General features: G+C 42.0%; 25 protein-coding genes. 19 read left to right on the forward strand and 6 right to left on the reverse strand.

The genetic code is table 11. The features are described 5' to 3' along the window. The first annotated feature begins 20 nt into the window (after positions 1 to 20). Both V3595_RS04670 and V3595_RS04675 read left to right on the forward strand, forming a co-directional pair. Positions 21 to 1,772, forward strand: coding sequence for a peptidoglycan D,D-transpeptidase FtsI family protein (locus V3595_RS04670; RefSeq protein WP_485905574.1), 1,752 nt, complete (start codon positions 21 to 23; stop codon positions 1,770 to 1,772). 87 nt (positions 1,773 to 1,859) lie between these two features. Then, complete coding sequence (locus V3595_RS04675) at positions 1,860 to 2,567, forward strand: YrrS family protein (RefSeq protein ID WP_485905575.1); 708 nt, start codon at positions 1,860 to 1,862, stop codon at positions 2,565 to 2,567. A gap of 69 nt (positions 2,568 to 2,636) precedes the next feature. On the opposite strand, the gene V3595_RS04680 is transcribed toward V3595_RS04675, so the two are convergent. Further along, a complete protein-coding gene (locus V3595_RS04680) occupies positions 2,637 to 2,849 on the reverse strand; it encodes a DUF2536 family protein (protein ID WP_048682770.1) in 213 nt (70 codons plus the stop codon). 154 nt (positions 2,850 to 3,003) lie between these two features. On the opposite strand from V3595_RS04680, the gene V3595_RS04685 reads away from it, so the two are divergent. From V3595_RS04685 to V3595_RS04710, 6 genes are all read left to right on the forward strand, one after another. Continuing rightward, entirely contained in the window at positions 3,004 to 3,642 is a 639-nt protein-coding gene (locus V3595_RS04685; protein WP_133352881.1) for a class I SAM-dependent DNA methyltransferase, read from the forward strand. A gap of 16 nt (positions 3,643 to 3,658) precedes the next feature. Continuing rightward, a complete protein-coding gene (mtnN, locus tag V3595_RS04690; RefSeq protein ID WP_214789870.1) occupies positions 3,659 to 4,354 on the forward strand; it encodes a 5'-methylthioadenosine/S-adenosylhomocysteine nucleosidase in 696 nt (231 codons plus the stop codon). Positions 4,355 to 4,448: 94 nt separating this feature from the next. Then, positions 4,449 to 5,372 (forward strand): PLP-dependent cysteine synthase family protein, encoded by a 924-nt coding sequence (locus tag V3595_RS04695; protein ID WP_485905576.1) that lies wholly within the window; start codon positions 4,449 to 4,451, stop codon positions 5,370 to 5,372. Position 5,373: 1 nt separating this feature from the next. Beyond that, complete coding sequence (locus V3595_RS04700) at positions 5,374 to 6,510, forward strand: bifunctional cystathionine gamma-lyase/homocysteine desulfhydrase (RefSeq protein WP_485905577.1); 1,137 nt, start codon at positions 5,374 to 5,376, stop codon at positions 6,508 to 6,510. A gap of 113 nt (positions 6,511 to 6,623) precedes the next feature. Then, complete coding sequence (locus V3595_RS04705; protein WP_485905578.1) at positions 6,624 to 6,890, forward strand: YrhC family protein; 267 nt, start codon at positions 6,624 to 6,626, stop codon at positions 6,888 to 6,890. Between the two features lie 487 nt (positions 6,891 to 7,377). Continuing rightward, on the forward strand, positions 7,378 to 7,518 hold the full coding sequence (locus V3595_RS04710) for a YrzI family small protein (protein WP_072273247.1): 141 nt from the start codon (positions 7,378 to 7,380) through the stop codon (positions 7,516 to 7,518). 40 nt (positions 7,519 to 7,558) lie between these two features. On the opposite strand, the gene V3595_RS04715 is transcribed toward V3595_RS04710, so the two are convergent. Then, positions 7,559 to 7,858 (reverse strand): hypothetical protein, encoded by a 300-nt coding sequence (locus tag V3595_RS04715; protein ID WP_485905579.1) that lies wholly within the window; start codon positions 7,856 to 7,858, stop codon positions 7,559 to 7,561. After that, the gene (locus tag V3595_RS04720; protein WP_485905580.1) at positions 7,833 to 8,021 is read right to left on the reverse strand and encodes a YjcZ family sporulation protein; all 189 of its coding nucleotides are present in this window, start codon (positions 8,019 to 8,021) and stop codon (positions 7,833 to 7,835) included. The genes V3595_RS04715 and V3595_RS04720 overlap by 26 nt, the downstream gene beginning before the upstream one ends. A gap of 190 nt (positions 8,022 to 8,211) precedes the next feature. Between V3595_RS04720 and sigK the strand changes: the two genes are divergently transcribed. After that, positions 8,212 to 8,934 carry an RNA polymerase sporulation sigma factor SigK gene (gene sigK / locus V3595_RS04725; RefSeq protein ID WP_485905581.1) on the forward strand — a complete coding sequence of 241 codons (723 nt, stop codon included), beginning with the start codon at positions 8,212 to 8,214 and terminating at the stop codon, positions 8,932 to 8,934. Positions 8,935 to 9,126: 192 nt separating this feature from the next. Here the strand turns inward: sigK and V3595_RS04730 are convergent, their stop codons facing one another. Further along, positions 9,127 to 9,411 (reverse strand): hypothetical protein, encoded by a 285-nt coding sequence (locus V3595_RS04730; protein WP_485905582.1) that lies wholly within the window; start codon positions 9,409 to 9,411, stop codon positions 9,127 to 9,129. Between the two features lie 181 nt (positions 9,412 to 9,592). Here V3595_RS04730 and V3595_RS04735 point away from each other — a divergent pair, with 181 nt between their 5' ends. After that, positions 9,593 to 11,383, forward strand: coding sequence for a M3 family oligoendopeptidase (locus V3595_RS04735; RefSeq protein WP_485905583.1), 1,791 nt, complete (start codon positions 9,593 to 9,595; stop codon positions 11,381 to 11,383). Between the two features lie 70 nt (positions 11,384 to 11,453). Here the strand turns inward: V3595_RS04735 and pssA are convergent, their stop codons facing one another. Further along, a complete protein-coding gene (gene pssA, locus V3595_RS04740; RefSeq protein WP_485905584.1) occupies positions 11,454 to 11,993 on the reverse strand; it encodes a CDP-diacylglycerol--serine O-phosphatidyltransferase in 540 nt (179 codons plus the stop codon). 136 nt (positions 11,994 to 12,129) lie between these two features. Between pssA and V3595_RS04745 the strand changes: the two genes are divergently transcribed. Beyond that, a complete protein-coding gene (locus V3595_RS04745; protein WP_137023053.1) occupies positions 12,130 to 12,915 on the forward strand; it encodes a phosphatidylserine decarboxylase in 786 nt (261 codons plus the stop codon). Positions 12,916 to 12,967: 52 nt separating this feature from the next. Here V3595_RS04745 and V3595_RS04750 read toward each other — a convergent pair whose 3' ends face one another. Then, positions 12,968 to 13,108, reverse strand: coding sequence for a sporulation histidine kinase inhibitor Sda (locus V3595_RS04750; RefSeq protein WP_034311351.1), 141 nt, complete (start codon positions 13,106 to 13,108; stop codon positions 12,968 to 12,970). A gap of 465 nt (positions 13,109 to 13,573) precedes the next feature. Between V3595_RS04750 and V3595_RS04755 the strand changes: the two genes are divergently transcribed. Genes V3595_RS04755 through V3595_RS04790 form a run of 8 tightly spaced genes read left to right on the forward strand, consistent with a single transcriptional unit; the run spans position 13,574 to position 18,586 of the window. After that, on the forward strand, positions 13,574 to 14,095 hold the full coding sequence (locus V3595_RS04755) for a YqeG family HAD IIIA-type phosphatase (RefSeq protein ID WP_101222627.1): 522 nt from the start codon (positions 13,574 to 13,576) through the stop codon (positions 14,093 to 14,095). Next, complete coding sequence (gene yqeH, locus V3595_RS04760) at positions 14,092 to 15,201, forward strand: ribosome biogenesis GTPase YqeH (protein ID WP_485905585.1); 1,110 nt, start codon at positions 14,092 to 14,094, stop codon at positions 15,199 to 15,201. The genes V3595_RS04755 and yqeH overlap by 4 nt, the downstream gene beginning before the upstream one ends. 19 nt (positions 15,202 to 15,220) lie before the next feature. Then, a complete protein-coding gene (gene aroE, locus V3595_RS04765) occupies positions 15,221 to 16,063 on the forward strand; it encodes a shikimate dehydrogenase (RefSeq protein WP_350299527.1) in 843 nt (280 codons plus the stop codon). Continuing rightward, positions 16,057 to 16,347, forward strand: coding sequence for a ribosome assembly RNA-binding protein YhbY (gene yhbY / locus V3595_RS04770; RefSeq protein ID WP_076365174.1), 291 nt, complete (start codon positions 16,057 to 16,059; stop codon positions 16,345 to 16,347). Before aroE ends, yhbY begins: the two co-directional genes overlap by 7 nt. Before the next feature lie 11 nt (positions 16,348 to 16,358). Next, the gene (locus V3595_RS04775; RefSeq protein ID WP_137019072.1) at positions 16,359 to 16,928 is read left to right on the forward strand and encodes a nicotinate-nucleotide adenylyltransferase; all 570 of its coding nucleotides are present in this window, start codon (positions 16,359 to 16,361) and stop codon (positions 16,926 to 16,928) included. Then, positions 16,918 to 17,490 (forward strand): bis(5'-nucleosyl)-tetraphosphatase (symmetrical) YqeK, encoded by a 573-nt coding sequence (gene yqeK, locus V3595_RS04780; protein ID WP_101222623.1) that lies wholly within the window; start codon positions 16,918 to 16,920, stop codon positions 17,488 to 17,490. The genes V3595_RS04775 and yqeK overlap by 11 nt, the downstream gene beginning before the upstream one ends. After that, complete coding sequence (rsfS, locus tag V3595_RS04785) at positions 17,490 to 17,846, forward strand: ribosome silencing factor (RefSeq protein WP_101222622.1); 357 nt, start codon at positions 17,490 to 17,492, stop codon at positions 17,844 to 17,846. The genes yqeK and rsfS overlap by 1 nt, the downstream gene beginning before the upstream one ends. Continuing rightward, positions 17,843 to 18,586, forward strand: coding sequence for a class I SAM-dependent DNA methyltransferase (locus V3595_RS04790; RefSeq protein WP_485905586.1), 744 nt, complete (start codon positions 17,843 to 17,845; stop codon positions 18,584 to 18,586). Before rsfS ends, V3595_RS04790 begins: the two co-directional genes overlap by 4 nt. Positions 18,587 to 18,645: the final 59 nt, after the last annotated feature.

Here is an 18,645-nt window from a genome sequence, read left to right on the forward strand (position 1 = left end):
ATGGTTACGAGGTGTATTTTATGAAAAAGAAACGAATGAGGTTGCTGGCTCTTTTTTTGACCGCTTTCATGCTGATGCTCATAGGCAGGCTTGCCTACATCCAACTTGTATCGACAGAATCTTTTTCAAAGCATAATGTGAACCTGTTAGAAGCAAGCGTTAATCAGCGTTCACAGATATTAAAGATTGATGATGGACGCGGAAAGTTTTATGACAGAAATGGAGAACCGCTTGCACATGAAGAAATCCCGACGCTCGTCCTATTTCCATTTTTAAAAAAAATGACATGGCCTATAGATGAAGTGGCCTCGATAATAGGCAAATCGAAAGCGGAGTTAAAACGGGCGATAGAACAAGCGGAAGAACCATTCGTATTTGGCGGGGATGAACCGATAGAGTTGACATCCAGCCAATCGAAGGCAATCAATGAACTGAAGATTCCCGGGGTCTTTGCCGTAAACGAGAAATTATATCATGATCAAACCCCTGCAGCGCAATTGATCGGCACGACGAATATATCAGATGCGGAAAAGAAAAAACGTTATCCGGACATGAATTTATCTCCTGAAACGAAAATAGGCAATACGGGGCTGCAAAGGACCTTCGATGAGTTCTTGCTTTCCGCTGGGGAATCGAAGCTCGTTTTTCACGTGGACGCCAGCGGAGGACCAATGTTCGGTGTCGATGTTAAATATGTGGAACCTGCAAATCCGCTTTACCCGGTGAAGGTCGTGACGACGATCGATAAAGAAATTCAGGAAAAAGCGGAGAAGCTCGTCGATGAACGCGGGATAAAAAAAGGCGGTCTTGTACTGATCGATATTGAAAAAAGTGAAATCGTCGCCATGGTATCACGTCCGGCGCTTAATATAAAAGATCCGAATGGCGAAGGGGCCGTCAATATGATGCTGACTCAAAAAACACCGGGCTCCGTCTTTAAAACGGTCACGGCAGCAGCTGCCATCGATTATGAAGCCGCTAATCACACCCGGACATTTAATTGTAATTTGACGATAGACGGGAAAACGGATAAACAGAGAGAACTGGGCATGCTTAATTTTGAAAATAGCTTTGCCCAAAGCTGCAACAGGACGTTTGCCGAATTGTCACAGGAAATAGCTGAGAAGGATCCGGACTTTTTGGATAAATATGCTAAAATGTTAGGGCTGGTTGGTGAAACAGGCTGGCAAGGGGACGTGTATCACACCGAAGTCACTCAGTTGCATCATGAACAAGCCGGTAAGGTCTGGCATGATGACGATTTAAAAAAAGATCCGAAAATGATTGCCAAAACGGCAATTGGCCAGCAGGATGTCCAAACGACACCGCTCGCTATAGCGAATATGATGGCTACGATTGCACGCGGCGGCAAGAAGGAACAGGTCAAAGCCGTTTCAAAGGTCGAATTTAACAACAGTACGACCGTAGTCGATTTTCCCAATCAAAGTATTGGCGGCGAGAAACTGTCTCCATATACGGCGATGAAGATGCAGCATCTTCTTAGGAAGGTCGTGACGGAAGAGAAAGGGACGGGCGCTGCCTTGAGAGATATGCCTGTTGAGGTCGCCGGCAAGTCTGGAACAGCTCAGACCAATATCGAAAAAGGGGAGCTCAATAAATGGTTTGCGGGCTACTTTCCATATAAAGATCCCAAATATGCTCTTGTTACCGTAAGTTTTGAAACGAAGGAAAATAGTTCCAGTATGACGCCTCTTTTTTCAGATATTGTAAAAGTCCTGTACTCCAAGGACCAGGACAATAGCGAGAATTGACGAAAAGTGTAGGAAACCCTTCCCTTCTATCTCTAGCTAAATCATGTTAAAATGAGGCAGTAAGAAAAGGTAAGGGAGGAATGGACCTTGGGCTCACGTTTTAATCAGAGAGATCAAAAAAGAAAAGTAAATAAAATATATAATATTGCTATCACCATCGTTTCCATTTTAATCGTCATTGTCGCAGTCACGATTTTCTTAAGTGACGATGGCACCGAAACAAAAAAAGCCACGACTGAACCAAAGCAAATCGCCGATACAGATTCGGGGAAAGTAACGGACAAGCCTGCTGGCAAAAAGGAAGAAACGGATTCAGAGAAGGAAGACGCAGTAGGAGATAATGAAGCAACAGAAGAAGATGCATCAGAAGAAGATAGTAAAGCAACAGAGGAAGATTCAGAAGAGAAGGCAGAAGATGGTGCAGATCCAGAAAAAGCAGGGGATGCCGAACTTGTGGAAGTGGAAGGCAGCGGCGATGGCAATGTTGCGGCTACATATACGAGTGAGGGCTGGGAACCAGTAGGAACTGAGCAATCCGGGGAGCACACTACAAGCTTCGAAAAGGGCTCGGTCGATTGGAATGAAATGAGTAAAGCCATAGCAAGCGGAGCTGGAATCGATGAAGGCAGCATGAAGCTATGGTGGCTGCAAAACGGCGGTTCGCCGACCACGGCAATCGGTACCGTTTCTGAAGGAGACAATCCTAAAACCTATCGGGTTTATATTGAATGGGTGGACGGATCAGGTTGGAAACCTGTAAAAGTCGAAGAGCTGAAGACAAACGATAAAAGGTAATGGTCAAAAAATGTATAAACGAAAAAACCCCCGAAAGGAATTCCGCTTTTCGGGGGTTTTTCATGGTGATCATTTTTTTGCTTTAAAGTGGACGACTGCACTATAAAAACGTCTGCCTTCTTCACTTACATACATTTGGTGTGACACGGATTCCACTTGAAGCATGATCGCTTTATTGATTTCAATTTGTGATTGAATTTTTTCTTCAAGATTCTTAATGCTTTCTGCCTCGAAAAATTCTATTTTATCTTCGAATAAGTTTAAGTCGAGTTGAAAACTCATGACTGTTCCCCTCCAACATTCAGATACTTTTAGTTTAACACCATTTTCGCCGAATCTGAACCTAATGAATTTGCCTAAAAACAAGAACTGTTTCTCTGTTTATTTCATATTATGCTTATAGGTTTTATTATCTTATTATAAAAGGTGATTAAAAATGGGCAGAGAATTTATAGATTTATTTGAAGAATGGTCGAAATCGTATGATGATACGGTTGGTGGACACGATATTGAGTATCAAGAGGTTTTTAAACATTATGATGGTATATTGGACAGCGTCACCGATCGGGCTTTTGGTCATGTGCTGGAGTTCGGGGTGGGTACCGGGAATTTGACGGAAAGGCTTTTGAAGAAAGGCCTAAAGGTATCGGGAATAGAACCTTCACCTGCGATGAGGGAAATAGCGGTAAGCAAGCTGAGCGGAAAAACGGAAATTGTAGATGGCGATTTTATCGATTTTCCGAAGCCGGAACAGGTTGATTCGATCGTGAGTACGTACGCGTTTCATCATTTAACCGATGAAGAAAAAGAAAAAGCGATAGCCAACTATGGAAAGTTACTGAATACTGGTGGTAAAATAGTGTTTGCTGATACAATGTATCAATCAAAGGAAGCGCATGAACAAGCGATTCAAGATGCAAGGCAGGCAGGCTTTCATAATTTGGCGAACGATTTGCAAACGGAATATTATACTACGATTCCTTTTTTGGAAAAAGTGCTTGAAGCAAATGGATATAAAGTGAACTTCGAGCGCTGCAATCAATTCGTCTGGATCATGGAGGCGGAAAAATTATAGGAAGAGGTTTTTACTAATGAAGGTAGCCATAATCGGAGCAATGGAAGAAGAAGTTACGATTTTACGTGATAAATTGGAAGGTTTGGAGCAGGTGACCATTGCCGGTTCCGAGTTCAATACAGGCACACTGAATGGTGTCGAGGTCATTTTGCTTAAATCGGGAATCGGTAAAGTGAATGCGGCAATGTCCACTGCGATCCTGTTAGAAAAATTCAAACCGGATGCGGTCATCAATACTGGCTCTGCCGGCGGTTATCATCCAGCACTTAATGTAGGGGATGTGGTCATATCCTCGGAAGTACGCCACCATGATGTCGATGTGACGATTTTCGGATATGAATACGGTCAAGTCCCTCAGCTGCCTGCAGCTTTCATCCCGGATGAGAAGCTTTTCGCAATAGCGGAAGAAGCAGCAAAAGAAATCGAGGATATACAAGTGGCAAAAGGGTTGATCGTGACGGGGGATTCTTTCATGAATGATCCTGACAGGGTTGAATTCGTCAGGGGGAAATTCTCTGATTTATACGCGGTGGAAATGGAAGCGGCAGCCATTGCACAGGTAGCCTTCCAATTCAAGACACCGTTTGTCATCATTCGTTCCCTTTCGGATATCGCTGGTAAGGAGTCCAATATTTCCTTTGATAAATTCCTGGAAACTGCGGCTCTTCATTCAGCGGCACTGATTTTGAAAATGGTTGAAAAAATGAAATGAATGGTAAGTGATCAGCGGAAGCCTTTCTGCTGATCATTCTTTATTGCATAATTCTTATTAAGTTGGTAGGATAACTATGAAAGGATGTCCGAATATGAAAGTCTTTCAAAACATTCATGAGTTGATAGGGAAAACGCCGATGATGGAAATCACCCATTTCCCGCTTCCGGATGAGGTCCGTATCTTTGCCAAACTCGAATACTTTAATCCGGGAGGCAGTGTGAAGGATCGGCTTGGTCAAGAACTGTTAGCCCAAGCGCTACAGACTGGGAAGGTGAAAAAGGGCGGGACGATCATCGAACCGACTGCCGGAAATACTGGGATTGGCTTGGCGTTGGCTGCGATAAACAGTGGAGTGGACGTGATATTTTGCGTTCCGGAGAAATTCAGTGCCGAGAAACAGGAATTGATGCGTGCTCTTGGAGCGAATGTGATCCAGACCCCGACAGAGGATGGAATGACAGGAGCGATTGCCAAGGCTAAGGCGCTGCTGGCTGAAATTCCGGGATCTTATTGTCCTCAGCAGTTCGCCAACCCATCCAATCCTGATGCATATTATAAAACGCTGGGACCTGAAATATGGGAACAGATGGAAGGTGATGTAGATGTGTTTGTTGCCGGTGCCGGGACGGGCGGGACATTCATGGGAACATCGCGATATATAAAAGAAAAGAACGCTGCTGTCAAAACGGTCATTGTCGAACCAGAAGGATCGATTTTAAACGGCGGCAAAGCAGGACCCCATAAAACAGAGGGCATCGGGATGGAATTTTTGCCAACCTATATGGATGAAACGTATTTTGATCAAATCCATACGATAAGCGATCATGATGCTTTCCATATGGTAAAGGAATTGGCACTTAAAGAAGGCCTCCTTGTCGGCAGTTCTTCGGGCGCGGCATTTGCAGCGGCCATGAAAGAAGCAGCGAAGGCTTCCCGTGGGTCAAATATCGTCGTTATATTTCCGGATTCCAGTGAACGATACTTAAGCAAAAAAATTTATCAGGGAGGTATTTGAAATGAGAAAAAAAACACAATTGATTCATGGCGGCATTGTTGGTGATGAAAAAACAGGAGCGGTTTCGGTGCCGATTTATCAAGTGAGCACATATAAACAGAATGGACCGGGAGATCACCGGGGATATGAATATTCCCGTACAGGCAACCCAACCCGCCATGCCCTCGAAGAGTTGATCAAGGATCTCGAAGAAGGAAAAAGAGGCTTTGCCTTCGGATCAGGAATGGCAGCGATGACCGCGGTTATGATGCTGTTCAATCAAGGTGATCATGTATTGATGACCGATGACGTTTATGGAGGGTCATTCCGGGTCATCACGAAAGTGCTTAACCGCTTCGGGGTGGAGGCTACGTTCATCAATACGAGTGACATGCACTCGATCGAAAAAGAGATAAAGGACAATACGAAGGCACTGTTCATTGAAACTCCGACGAATCCATTATTGAAAATCACCGATCTGGAGGAAGTATCAAAAATAGCTAAAGAAAACGGCATCCTGACCATTGTGGATAATACCTTCAGTACGCCATACTGGCAAAATCCACTTACACTTGGAGCCGATGTCGTGCTTCATAGCGCTACGAAGTACCTGGGGGGACACAGCGATGTTGTAGCGGGTCTTGTCGTGGTGAATGATGAAAAACTTGGCAATGACCTTCATTTCATCCAAAACTCTACAGGAGGCGTGCTAGGGCCCCAGGATTCATGGCTGCTGATGCGAGGCATTAAAACGCTGGGTATCCGGATGGAAGAACATGAAAAAAATACATCCGAAATCGTCCGTTTCCTATCCGGGCATAAAGACGTTTCGAAAATCTATTACCCTGGTCTTGAAAGCCACCCAAATCATGATATTGCCAAAAAACAATCGCGTGGATTCGGCGGTATGGTTTCATTTGATGTCGGCAGTGCCGAAAAAGCCGCATCCGTTTTGAATAAAGTGAGATTCTTTACACTTGCGGAAAGTCTGGGAGCAGTGGAAAGCTTAATTTCGATTCCAGCCTTGATGACACATGCTTCCATTCCGGCTGAGCGCCGTGCAGAGCTTGGAATAACCGATGGGTTGATTCGCATTTCAGTTGGCCTGGAAGATGTTGAAGACCTATTGGAAGACTTGGAACAAGCGCTACAAGGATAATCGGGGAGGGAACGCTTCCAAGCTAACTGCCATTATTTACACCCTGGAATTTGGAATAAATATGGTAGAATGAGATATCGATATCTTATTAGCTTGAAAGAAGGTGGAATGGCATGAAAAACCGCAAAAAACAAATGGCGGCAATGCTGCGTTCGAAAATGGTCGATTTTAAACAATTTGCGATCACTTTGTTATGTGTGGGTTCGTTCTTCTATTTAGGAACCATCCTTCCCTCTGGCGACAAAGCGATCATTGACACTTATGTCTATATGGGAGCGACAATAACGTTCCTGGGCATATCCATAGTATTTTTCTCATTATCCAAAAAATATAAAAAGATCTTGGCCGAAATGGATGACCAGGACTCTTTAAAACAATAAAAGCAAACCTGATTCTTTAAAAGAATCAGGTTTTTTTGTTTTTATAACATTGTTGCCCATAAAGAGGTAGATTTATCATACTGCTTCCCTCCTTTAGCTAATAATTGCTCTTGAAAATGGGTAAAAAGATCGAAATTTTCAAATAAATAGGCAAAAGCCGTTTACAAATATTGAATTTGTGGATATACTTACCAAGTAATAAAAAATATTCCAAAGGAGGTCGAAGAAAATGACATTGTATCTATATGGAGTCGTCACTATTAGCCGGTCCGTTTCAAATGACAATCAAATAACATTCGACCTGTGCCAAGCGGAATATTTTTAAAGCAATTTGGCTTTATTAATCATTCAGACATAGCGGCCGCAGGGAGAAGTGTTTTATCCTGCGGCCTTTTTATATTTTCAAAAAGAACCCGCAGGAGGAATTAACTTTCTGCGGCCTTTTTATGCCTTTTTGTTGGGCCGCCCCTTTAAAGGAGGTGATATTATGACACTGAATATGCTTTTTTTCACAATCACGATTAAAATGAAAAAAATGACTGCCGAGGAATGTTTGCAGCAGGAGAGAATCCACAAGATTCGAGAAGAACATCTAGATAAAGCGATGAAGCACCGTCCTTTTTTCTAAAAAAATACGAGGTTGGTATCCCGTTCATTAAAATATAATTTTAAGAAAGGTGGAGGTTAATATGTTGAACTTGTTTTACGTAAAAGGAGAGAAGCGTTGCTATTGGCAGGAGAAGGATACCGGCTAACGGATCTGCCGGTGTATTGCCAGCATTGTCATGGTTTGTATGTATATATGTACAGCGGAAGAGGCTATTGGAAACATGATAAAATTGAAGGTATGTTGTTATGACGATAACTCGGAACTCAACGGCAGAAATAAATATGGAAAAGGGGAAACTCGGCACTAGGGCCGAGTTTTTTTCTTTGCCTGAATCAGCAGCACGGACCTGATCCTTCATAACCAAATCCGCATCCCGGCAACCACCAAAACCCGAAAATGAGCAATAAAATCAAGAGGACAATAAACAGGCCATAACCAAAGCCGTAACCGGACCCTGCATAGCAAGGCGCAGGAGCCGGATAACCATAGCTGCATCCGTATGGTCCATAGTTATATCCCATCGTAAAAACCCCCTTTCCCTAAAAAATTCCCTATCATTATATGAACATTTGCCTTCGTTCGTTTGGGAATTCCTCCATGCTGGTTTGAACATTTAACACTTTCCTGATTTCTTTTAGTGGGACAGACACGAACAAGCCCACTGCTGCATAGGTATGAATAGGGAAACCAAAGAAACGGGGGATGAAACCAATGCCCGGAATACTTACAGTTGTCGGTTATATTATCAAAGAATTTTACTTATTCGTTTCCTATGTGAAAAACAACGCTTTTCCCCAGCCTCTGTCATCTCATGATGAAAAGAAATATCTGAAGCTTATGAGTGAGGGTGATGGTGATGCCCGTAACATCCTGATCGAGCATAATCTCAGGCTTGTTGCCCATATCGTCAAGAAATTCGAGAATACGGGCGAAGATACAGAGGATTTGATTTCGATTGGGACAATTGGATTGATCAAGGCCATTGAGAGTTATTCGGATGGGAAGGGTACGAAGCTGGCCACATATGCGGCGCGATGCATTGAGAATGAAATCCTGATGCATTTACGAGCGACAAAGAAAACGAAGAAAGATATTTCCCTGCATGATCCGATCGGTCAGGATAAAGAAGGAAATGAAATCAGTTTAATCGATGTACTGAAATCGGAATCGGAGGATGTCATCGATACGATTCAGCTCAATATGGAAATTGAAAAAGTGAAAAAGTATATTGATATTTTGGATGAACGCGAAAAGGAAGTCATTGTAGGCAGGTTCGGACTGGATTTAAAAAAGGAAAAAACCCAGAGGGAAATCGCTAAGGAGCTTGGCATTTCCCGCAGTTATGTATCAAGGATCGAAAAACGTGCCTTGATGAAGATGTTCCACGAATTTTACAGAGCAGAAAAAGAGAAGGAAAAGAAAGCTAAAGGATAGGAATGATAAAGTCAAAGAGAGTGCGGGGAAATTTCCCCGCACTCTTTTTTTTAATATTTATTACGGATCAAATCCGAAAATGCATGATAAATCTCAATTCCTTGAAAAAGGAACAGACGTGAAGCGGTTAAAGAAAAGACCCCTATCATAATTAGTCGAAACCACATATGAATCACTCCTCCATTTTATTTTTTATAAAATGTCAGAGCGTAAGGCTACGTAATTCGCCTGAAAAAAAACCGGACTGAGATATCGTCGGCGAAGATTTGAGTGAAAATAAAGAAAACTTAAATTGGAAAATTCGAAAATGAGAACAATGATAAGTGACTGCCAGGAATTGAAGGAAGGCACGAAAGGCTGTTTCTTGTCGGCCTTATCCCAATGGTGAACATCGGTATGTTCTTCAATGTTTAGCTGCTGTGCATGTTGATGGAACTGTATGGGCAGCGTCCAAAGGAGCAGGATGATGGCAGACATGTGAATAAAGAATTTCATATGAATCAACCACCCCTTTCCCAAGAATATATTCATCATAACATGCTTTTAATCTGGGATATAGAAAAATGTTCTGACAAATATACTGAAAATTCCTTTTAATTAGAAAAATTTTGAATTAACCTCTATAATGGGATTAGTGATAAAAAGGGGGCAATGCAGGATGGGATATTCTTTGACGTGGGATTTGGATATTTTTTTTAAAGGAGGAAGCTCTTCTAAGGAGTTCCTGATTTTTTTAGATGAAATTAACGAAGAGGTAAAAGAATTAGACCGACTTGTAAGCAATATCAATCCAAAAGGAAATGATGAAATCAGTTTAATCGAGGCATTTGATCTTTTTAAAAATACAAATATGAAATCCACGCAGGCCAGTGCTTTCATTGGATGCCTGGAAGCTCAAAATGCGCAGGATAAAAAGGCTGGTCAGCTGCGGATCAAACAAATGAAGATAGTCGCTTCACTAAAAATGGTGTTAAGCAGGCTGGATGAAAAGTTGATACAGCTTGATGATGCGTTTTTTAAAAAAATCCTCGAAAAAGAACCATTGAATGAATTGAAATTCGTATTGAATGAACGCCGGGAAAAGGCAAAGGAAAAGCTTTCGGTGAAGGAAGAATTATTAATCACCCAATTGGCCATGGACGGTTTCGAAGGTTGGGGCCAAATGTATAATACGATCGTCGGTTCAATGACCATCCCTTATAAGGGTGAAAAGCTTTCTGTAGGCCAAGCGGCGAATAAATTTTCTGATCCTGATGAAAAGACTCGGAAAGAATTATTTACCGCATGGGAACAGGCTTGGGAGGAAAAGAGTGACCTTTTTGCCCGGACGCTGAACCACTTGGCTGGATTCCGTCTCAGTGTGAATGAAAAAAGGGGCTGGGATGATATTTTGAAAGAGCCTCTTGAAATAGGGAGGATGAAAAAAGAAACCCTCGAAAGCATGTGGAATGTCATTGCCGATCATAAGGAGCCGCTTGTAAGGTTTTTAAAAAGGAAAGCGGAGTTATTGGATTTGGATAAATTAAGTTGGGCAGATTTGGATGCACCACTGGCTGTCACGGCACAGTCCAAAGTAATGGATTATCAAGAAGGTGCAGACTTCATCATACAGCAATTCTCTAAGTTCGGATCTCAATTAGCAAGCTTCACCCAAAAAGCTTTTGAAGACAGCTGGATTGAAGCGGAGGACAGACCAGGTAAGAGACCAGGCGGTTTCTGCACCGGCTTTCCATTAAATAAGCAGTCAAGGATTTTCATGACGTATTCAGGCACCCCATCCAATGTATCGACATTGGCTCATGAATTGGGACATGCATTCCATTCTTATGCAATGAGGGATATCCATCCATTAAATCGGTCATATGCCATGAATGTGGCTGAAACCGCCTCTACCTTTGCTGAAATGGTCGTAGCGGATGCGGCTGTGAAGGAAGCGGCAAGTGAGGAAGAAAAGCTTGTGCTTTTAGAAGATAAAATTCAGCGTTCCGTGGCATTACTCATGAATATCCATGCCCGCTACTTATTCGAGACAAGGTTTTATGACGAGAGGAAACAAGGGTATGTCAGTGCTGAACGGTTGAATGAACTGATGGTCGATGCACAAAAAGAAGCTTATGGCGATGCTTTAAGTGATTATAATCCAACGTTCTGGGCTTCAAAGCTCCATTTCTATATTACAGGTGTACCATTTTATAATTTTCCGTACACATTCGGTTACTTATTCTCATTAGGCATATATGCGAATGCCTTGAAAGAACCTGCAGGATTCGAAGAAAAATATATAGCTTTATTAAAGGATACCGGTTCCATGAAGGTCGAGGATCTGGCGGAGAAACATTTAGGCGTCGATTTGGAGACCCGTGATTTTTGGGAAGAAGCGGTCAATGCCTGTATGGAGGATGTCGAAGAATTCATGCGTTTGACCGACCCATTAGTCCGAAAAGCATAAGATTATTGGTTTTAGGCTGAATATGAACGAAAAAAAGCGGATGTCCGGTTTAGGACATCCGCTTTCTTATTTAAACTTTCTTCAGTTTAAATGGACTGACCATAAGCAATGATAATATAATCATGAGGGATAAGAAAAAGACCGGATGGAAATACGGGATGGCAAGATAACTTAAAGTGACGATGCAGCCAGCAACCGTAATTGGCACTCCTGTAAAATATCCATTGCTTTCACTTATATTGAAGCGGGCGAGACGAAATGCGCCACAGCCAATATAGAAAACCGTGAAGAGTGTGCCGGGTGCTCCGAATTCTATCAATATTCCTTGGTATAATAATAGAGCTGGTGCGACGCCAAAAGATATGATGTCACACATGGAATCAAGCTGCTTACCCAATTCCGATTCAATGTTGAACTTCCGTGCAACCATACCGTCAAAGCGATCTGCAAGGGCAGCCAGGAAGATTAAAAGCAGGCTTAAGTTCAATTGGCCGTTCATCACGGCAATTATTGCAAATCCACCAAGGGATAAATTCATTAAAGTAAGTATATTTGCTGTTTGTGCTTTCACTTTTTTAATGGTTTGATCGAGGGCGTGTAATAAAAACATCTTTTCACTCCTTTCAAATGAAACAAATTAAAACAAAATATAGTAAACATAAGTATTTATTATATAATAATATTTTACTTAACACAATTTATGCAAGGGAATTTTAGAATAATTTTACAATTTGGAGTGGTTTTATTTGTTTCAGTCTTTATATCGCATTCTTATTGAACTGACGAATGGTCAGTATTCATCAGGATTATTAAAGCATTTTAGCCAATCTCGTTGGAGCAGGCCCTTAATTTTACTTTATGTAAAAACATTCAACCTTAATCAACAAGAATTTGGTAAGGAGTTAAAAGCTTATACCAATCTGCACGAGCTATTTACAAGGCAGTTAAAGGCGGACGCCAGGCCAATTACGGCAGTTCCTTCTGCGGTGGCTTGTCCTGTTGACGGTGTTCTCGAGGATTCAGGGGAGATACGCACTGATAAAAAGATCGTCGTTAAGGGAAAGATATATTCAATGGAGGAAATGCTCGGGGATGAGCTTTTTTTGGAAAAGTACTTAGGCGGCAAATATCTCGTGTTATACTTAAGCCCGAGTCATTACCATAGGATCCATGCACCAATCAAGGGTTCTGTAGTCAAACGCTGGACCCTTGGAAGGAAATCGTACCCCGTAAATAAATGGGGGATGAAATATGGAAAAGAGCCATTATCAAAAAATTATCGGACAGTAACTGAATTGCAAAATGAAGCGGGAAGTTTGGCGATGGTGAAAGTCGGGGCCATGTTCATAAATTCGATCGTCATTACTGATGAATCGGATGAATTGGAAAAAGGGCAGGAATTTTCTTATTTCAGCTTTGGGTCAACAGTGGTGCTTCTTTTTGAAAAAGGCAGTTTTGAACTTGAAGGAAACATATCCATTCCCGCAGATGTCCGTGTAGGTGAAACGATCGGTTTCATGAGGGCCGTCTAACTTCAAATGAAAATAAGAGGCTGACATTTGATGTCAGCCTATGTATTCCATATTAAAATATTGATCGGATTTTATGCGTTAGGGATCTTCGATGAATTTCCGTTTCTATGAGGCGGATGAAATCGGTACTCAACTTTAAATTCTGTGCTTTAAAATAGGATTCAAGCAACAGGTCATCAGATAGTTTTTGCATCAGAACGCCATATACGGCTGCTCACCTCCAGTAGGGATTGCGAGGAATAATTTGGTATTTACTTGCATATATTGATAAGTCTTCCTTGATGTACCCCTACTGTATCAGAAATAAACGTGGAGAACAATCGTTCTGTTATCCACAGTTGAAAGTGGATAACCTGTGGTTAAGTTGTTTACAAGGTGAACGAAATGGTGCACATCAGTATGGAAAATGTTAGTAAAGTTATCCACAGGTTGAACAAATGAAATTTTTGTCGAAATCTTTTATGAATAATTAGTTCTTTGGTTCTGGTCTGCCTGCAAATTTCCCATTATTTAATAAAAAATGCCTTTCAATATCTGAAAACATCCATTATGATGTTTCTTTACCGTCAGCCCTTCTTTCCTAATTTTTTTTGAAAGTGAGCTAAAAATTCGATATGATGGAAACGGTAAATTTTAATGAAAATATAGAGGTGTCAATATGCTTAAATTATTTTTGCCGAGTGAACATGTTAAAAGCATTTTTAATATAGATCCTCAAGAATTGAAAAAAAGAGGGATCAAGGGAGTCATTACCGATTTGGATAATACTCTCGTTGAATGGGACAGGCCAACTGCCACCCCCGATTTAATCAAATGGTTCGACAATTTGCGGGATCATGGGATTTTAGTGACGATCGTGTCCAATAATAATGAAAATCGGGTTCGAGCTTTTTCCGATCCGCTTCACATTCCGTTTATCTTCCAGGCCAGAAAACCGATGGTAAGAGCTTTCAATAAAGCCCGTAAGTCAATGGGATTGAAATTGGAAGAAACGGTGGTAATCGGCGATCAGTTATTGACGGATGTACTGGGAGGGAACAGAGGCGGATTCCATACGATCTTAGTGCTCCCTGTAGCACAAACCGACGAATTCAGAACAAGGATCAATCGTTATTTTGAAAGAAAGATCATGGCGTTTTTTAAACGAAAAGGAATGATAGAATGGGAGGATCACAATTGAACAATCATCAAGAATTAGTGTGCATCGGCTGCGGTGTGAAGGTCCAGACTGAAGATCCGAAGGAGTTGGGCTATGCCCCTAAATCAGCCCTGGAAAAAGAGACGATCGTTTGTCAGCGCTGCTTTAAATTGAAACATTATAACGAAGTTCAGGATGTATCCTTAACAGACGATGACTTCTTGAAAATCTTGAATAAAGTAGGCGAAACCGACTCTTTAATCGTCAAAATCGTCGATATTTTTGATTTCAATGGAAGCTGGCTGCCTGGCCTTCATCGATTTGTAGGAAGAAATGATGTTCTTCTGATCGGAAATAAGGTCGATTTATTGCCTAAATCCGTAAAAACGAACAAGTTGATCAATTGGATGAAGCAATCGTCCAAGGAATTGGGTCTTAACCCGGTTGATGTCCTGCTTGTCAGTGCGGAAAAGGGAAAGCACATACTGGAAGCGGCTGATGCGATTGAGCGGTACCGCAAAGGTAAAGATGTCTATGTGGTGGGCTGTACGAATGTAGGTAAATCCACTTTCATCAACCGTCTTATAAAAGAATTGAGCGGTGAAGGCGATATCATCACGACTTCCCACTTCCCTGGGACTACCTTGGATATGATTGAAATTCCTTTGGATGATGATCAGGCATTGATCGATACACCAGGAATCATTAATCATCATCAAATGGCTCACTATGTGGACAAACGGGACTTCAAGGTGATTATGCCGAAAAAGGAAATCAAGCCGAGAGTTTACCAACTGAATGAAGGACAGACGCTATTTTTCGGAGGGTTGGCCCGACTGGACTATGTCTCAGGCGGAAGGCGTTCACTGACTTGCTACCTTTCGAATGAATTGAATATTCACCGTACGAAACTGGAAAATGCCGATGAATTGTATAAAAACCATGCCGGGGAATTATTGACGCCTCCACGGCCTGAACAAATCGAGGAGTTTCCGAAGCTGATTCCACATGAATTCTCCTTGAAAGATGGTAAAATGGATATTGTGTTTTCTGGTCTTGGCTGGGTGACGGTCAATGAGCCAGGAGCGAAAATCGTTGCACATGTTCCAAAGGGCGTCAATGTGATCGTTCGCAAATCATTAATCTAATATAGGGGTCGTCTAGTCTATGAAAAAGATATATGGGGTAATGGGAGATCCAATTGCACATTCGATGTCACCGGACATTCATAATGATGCTTTTGAAAAAGAAAATATAGAAGCGGTTTATCATCATTTTCATGTGACACCTGAGCGTTTGAACGATGCCGTAAAAGGCATGAAAGCCCTTGGTATAGAAGGGTTTAACATCACGATTCCTCATAAGACTTCAATCATCCCTTTCCTTGATGAAGTGGATGAACTGGCCCTTGCAATCGGGGCTGTAAATACGGTTGTTAACAAAAATGGTCGGTTTATAGGGTATAATACAGACGGAAAAGGATTTTTTAAATCTTTATGCGATGAAATATCAGGTGACATCAAGGCTAAAAAAACGTTAGTGATCGGAGCGGGCGGTGCTGCGCGTGCGATTTATTTTACCCTCGTGAAAGAAGGGGTAAAGCAAGTTGATATTGCAAACCGGACAAAGGAAAGGGCGGCCCAGCTTGTTTCTGATTGCCCATATGATAAAGTATCGAAGGCACTCTCGATTATCGAAGCGGAAGAAAGCTTATCACAATATGATTTAATCATCCAAACGACTTCTTCTGGAATGAGTCCTGAATTGGATCATTCACCGTTAAAGGTCGACCAGCTTAAAACCGGTGCCATTGTCAGTGATATCATCTATAACCCTCTGCAAACCAAACTGCTGCGTGAAGCGGGGGAAAAAGGAGCGGAAACGCAAAATGGGCTGGGGATGTTCATCAACCAGGCCGCACTCGCTTTTGAGATATGGACAGGCATTATGCCGGATACAGCAAGAATGACAGATATTGTCTTGAACAAACTAGGAGGTAACACATGTTAACAGGTAAACAAAAAAGATTTTTACGATCAAAGGCCCACCACCTCAACCCAATTTTTCAAGTTGGTAAAGGCGGCGTCAATGATAATCTCATCAAGCAAATTGGTGAGGCGCTTGAAGTACGTGAATTAATCAAGGTCAGCATCCTGCAAAACTGTGAAGAGGACCGCGATGATGTGGGACTTTCTTTATCAAAGGGTGCACGGGCGGAATTGGTTCAGATTATCGGCAACACAATTGTGCTGTATAAAGAATCAAAAGAAAACAAACAACTTAAATTACCTTAAGGAACCTATCTATGAAAAAAATTGGAATTCTTGGCGGTACATTCAATCCTCCGCATATCGGGCATTTGATTATAGCGAATGAAGTGCTGGATGCCCTTGAGCTAGATGAAATCAGGTTCATGCCAAATCACGTTCCTCCACATAAGGAAAAATCGGAGGAAGTAACAGATATGGACAGGCTGGCTATGTTGGAAAACGCGATAGCCGGAAACCCATCTTTTTATATTGAGGGTATTGAAATAGAAAGAAAAGGCACATCTTATACGTATGACACGATAAAATTGCTGAAAGAGCTTGAGCCAACCAATGAGTTCTATTTCATAATTGGCGCAGACATGATTGAGTACTTACCGAATTGGCACCGTATCGACGAGCTGGTGCATATGGTCAATTTCGTCGGGGTGAAGCGCCCTGGATATGATGAAAAGACCCTATACCCAATCACGATGGTGAAAGTCCCCCAGATGTTCATTTCGTCTTCCATGATAAGAAGGAAGTTAAGAACGGGGAAAACCGTGAAATATTTAATAGCAGATCCAGTGGTGAAGTATATTAAAGGGAATGGTTTATATGAATCGTGAGGAAGCATTGGCACTTGTCAAAGAACAAATCACTGAGCGCAGGTACATTCATACCTTGGGTGTGGTTGAGTCAGCGGTGGAACTTGCTGAACGGTATGGTGCCGACGTCAAAAAAGCGGAACTGGCAGCCATTTTCCATGATTATGCAAAATTCCGTCCAAAAGAGGAAATGGAGCAAATTATAATCGCTGAAAAAATGGACCCGGCGTTACTTGAATACAATATGGAGCTATGGCACGCTCCTGTCGGGGCTTATCTGGTGAAAAAGGAAGCTGGCATTCAGGACGCTGAAATCTTGGATGCGATTGCCTATCACACGTCTGGCAGGGTTGGCATGAGCCTTTTGGATAAAGTCGTATACCTTGCCGACTATATTGAGCCGGGACGTTCTTTTCCCGGTGTCGACGAAGTCAGGCAGACAGCAAAGCAAAATTTGGATCATGCTGTCATCCAGGCGTTAAGGAATACAGTTGTTTTTTTAATGAAAAGAAATCAGGCAATTTACCCTGACACATTTAAGACATATAATGATTTGATCATGAATTTGAAGGAGAAGATGTAATGACTGAACGTGAACTTCTTGTAATTGCAGCAAAAGCGGCGGATGATAAAAGAGCGGAGGATATCGTGGCATTGAACATGCAAGGTATTTCCCTTGTAGCGGATTACTTTTTGATCTGCCACGGTAATTCTGAAAAACAAGTACAAGCAATAGCTCGTGAAATGAAGAGCAAAGCTGATGAATCAGGAATCAATGTAAAACGTCTTGAAGGTTTTGACGAGGCGAAATGGGTGCTTGTGGATCTTGGCGATGTAGTGGCCCATATTTTCCATAAAGATGAAAGAAACTACTATAATCTTGAACGTTTATGGGGAGATGCACCTTTTGAAGATCTAGAGAGTGAACTGACTACATGACTTATGAACGCTTTGCCTATGTATACGATGAATTGATGAAGGACGCACCTTATGAAAAATGGCTGATGATCCTTACGGCGAAGCTGGAACAGTATGGAATTGGTGGGAGGAAAGTCCTGGATTTAGCGTGTGGAACCGGGGAAATGACCGTTGAATTGGCGCAACACGGATTCGAAGTCACCGGCGTGGATTTATCTGATGAAATGCTTCTTGTTGCCAATGAAAAGGCGGTTAAGCTTGGATTATCAATTCCTCTTTTCCGGCAGAATATGGCAGAACTCGAGGGACTTGGCCAATTTGATTGTGTCACGATTTTTTGTGATTCGCTAAACTACCTTTGCGATGAGGAGGATATAGTCAAGACGTTCAGCCGGGTTCATGAGCATTTGAAGGATGGCGGATTATTCTTGTTTGATATCCATTCCATTTATAAAATGGAAGAAATCTTTCGCGATAATACGTTTGCTGTCAACGGTGAAGAAGTATCCTATATATGGGACTGCTTCCCGGGTGAAGAACCTTATAGTGTTGAGCATGATTTAAGTTTTTTCGTAAGGGACGATGAAAGCGGACTGTATGACCGTTTTGATGAGTTGCATTATCAACGGACCTATCCGGTTGATCAATATAAAAAGTGGTTGGAGCAAGCAGGTTTTACGGTTTCTGAAATTCTGGCGGATCTTGAAGAAGCACCGCTCGTAGCGGAAACCGAAAGAATCTTGTTTGTAGCCAGTAAATAATAAAGAGGTCAAGAATCCCCGTTCGTACATCATCCTGTACGAGTGGAGGTCTGACCTCT

The sequence above is a fragment of the Bacillus sp. CFBP9009 genome, assembly GCF_036541465.1.
In the GTDB taxonomy this organism is placed as follows: Bacteria; Bacillota; Bacilli; order Bacillales; family DSM-1321; genus Peribacillus.

Coding starts and splice junctions, on each gene's coding strand:
- rsfS (WP_101222622.1), top strand. CDS start 17,490: ATGACTGAACGTGAACTTCTTGTAATTGCAGCAAAAGCGGCGGATGAT.
- V3595_RS04720 (WP_485905580.1), bottom strand. CDS start 8,021: ATGGGATATAACTATGGACCATACGGATGCAGCTATGGTTATCCGGCT.
- V3595_RS04790 (WP_485905586.1), top strand. CDS start 17,843: ATGACTTATGAACGCTTTGCCTATGTATACGATGAATTGATGAAGGAC.
- V3595_RS04685 (WP_133352881.1), top strand. CDS start 3,004: ATGGGCAGAGAATTTATAGATTTATTTGAAGAATGGTCGAAATCGTAT.
- V3595_RS04705 (WP_485905578.1), top strand. CDS start 6,624: ATGAAAAACCGCAAAAAACAAATGGCGGCAATGCTGCGTTCGAAAATG.
- V3595_RS04710 (WP_072273247.1), top strand. CDS start 7,378: ATGACACTGAATATGCTTTTTTTCACAATCACGATTAAAATGAAAAAA.
- yhbY (WP_076365174.1), top strand. CDS start 16,057: ATGTTAACAGGTAAACAAAAAAGATTTTTACGATCAAAGGCCCACCAC.
- V3595_RS04680 (WP_048682770.1), bottom strand. CDS start 2,849: ATGAGTTTTCAACTCGACTTAAACTTATTCGAAGATAAAATAGAATTT.
- V3595_RS04735 (WP_485905583.1), top strand. CDS start 9,593: ATGGGATATTCTTTGACGTGGGATTTGGATATTTTTTTTAAAGGAGGA.
- V3595_RS04700 (WP_485905577.1), top strand. CDS start 5,374: ATGAGAAAAAAAACACAATTGATTCATGGCGGCATTGTTGGTGATGAA.
- V3595_RS04775 (WP_137019072.1), top strand. CDS start 16,359: ATGAAAAAAATTGGAATTCTTGGCGGTACATTCAATCCTCCGCATATC.
- V3595_RS04715 (WP_485905579.1), bottom strand. CDS start 7,858: ATGAAGGATCAGGTCCGTGCTGCTGATTCAGGCAAAGAAAAAAACTCG.
- V3595_RS04750 (WP_034311351.1), bottom strand. CDS start 13,108: ATGCAAAAACTATCTGATGACCTGTTGCTTGAATCCTATTTTAAAGCA.
- V3595_RS04730 (WP_485905582.1), bottom strand. CDS start 9,411: ATGTCTGCCATCATCCTGCTCCTTTGGACGCTGCCCATACAGTTCCAT.
- mtnN (WP_214789870.1), top strand. CDS start 3,659: ATGAAGGTAGCCATAATCGGAGCAATGGAAGAAGAAGTTACGATTTTA.
- V3595_RS04670 (WP_485905574.1), top strand. CDS start 21: ATGAAAAAGAAACGAATGAGGTTGCTGGCTCTTTTTTTGACCGCTTTC.
- aroE (WP_350299527.1), top strand. CDS start 15,221: ATGAAAAAGATATATGGGGTAATGGGAGATCCAATTGCACATTCGATG.
- V3595_RS04695 (WP_485905576.1), top strand. CDS start 4,449: ATGAAAGTCTTTCAAAACATTCATGAGTTGATAGGGAAAACGCCGATG.
- sigK (WP_485905581.1), top strand. CDS start 8,212: ATGCCCGGAATACTTACAGTTGTCGGTTATATTATCAAAGAATTTTAC.
- pssA (WP_485905584.1), bottom strand. CDS start 11,993: ATGTTTTTATTACACGCCCTCGATCAAACCATTAAAAAAGTGAAAGCA.
- V3595_RS04755 (WP_101222627.1), top strand. CDS start 13,574: ATGCTTAAATTATTTTTGCCGAGTGAACATGTTAAAAGCATTTTTAAT.
- yqeK (WP_101222623.1), top strand. CDS start 16,918: ATGAATCGTGAGGAAGCATTGGCACTTGTCAAAGAACAAATCACTGAG.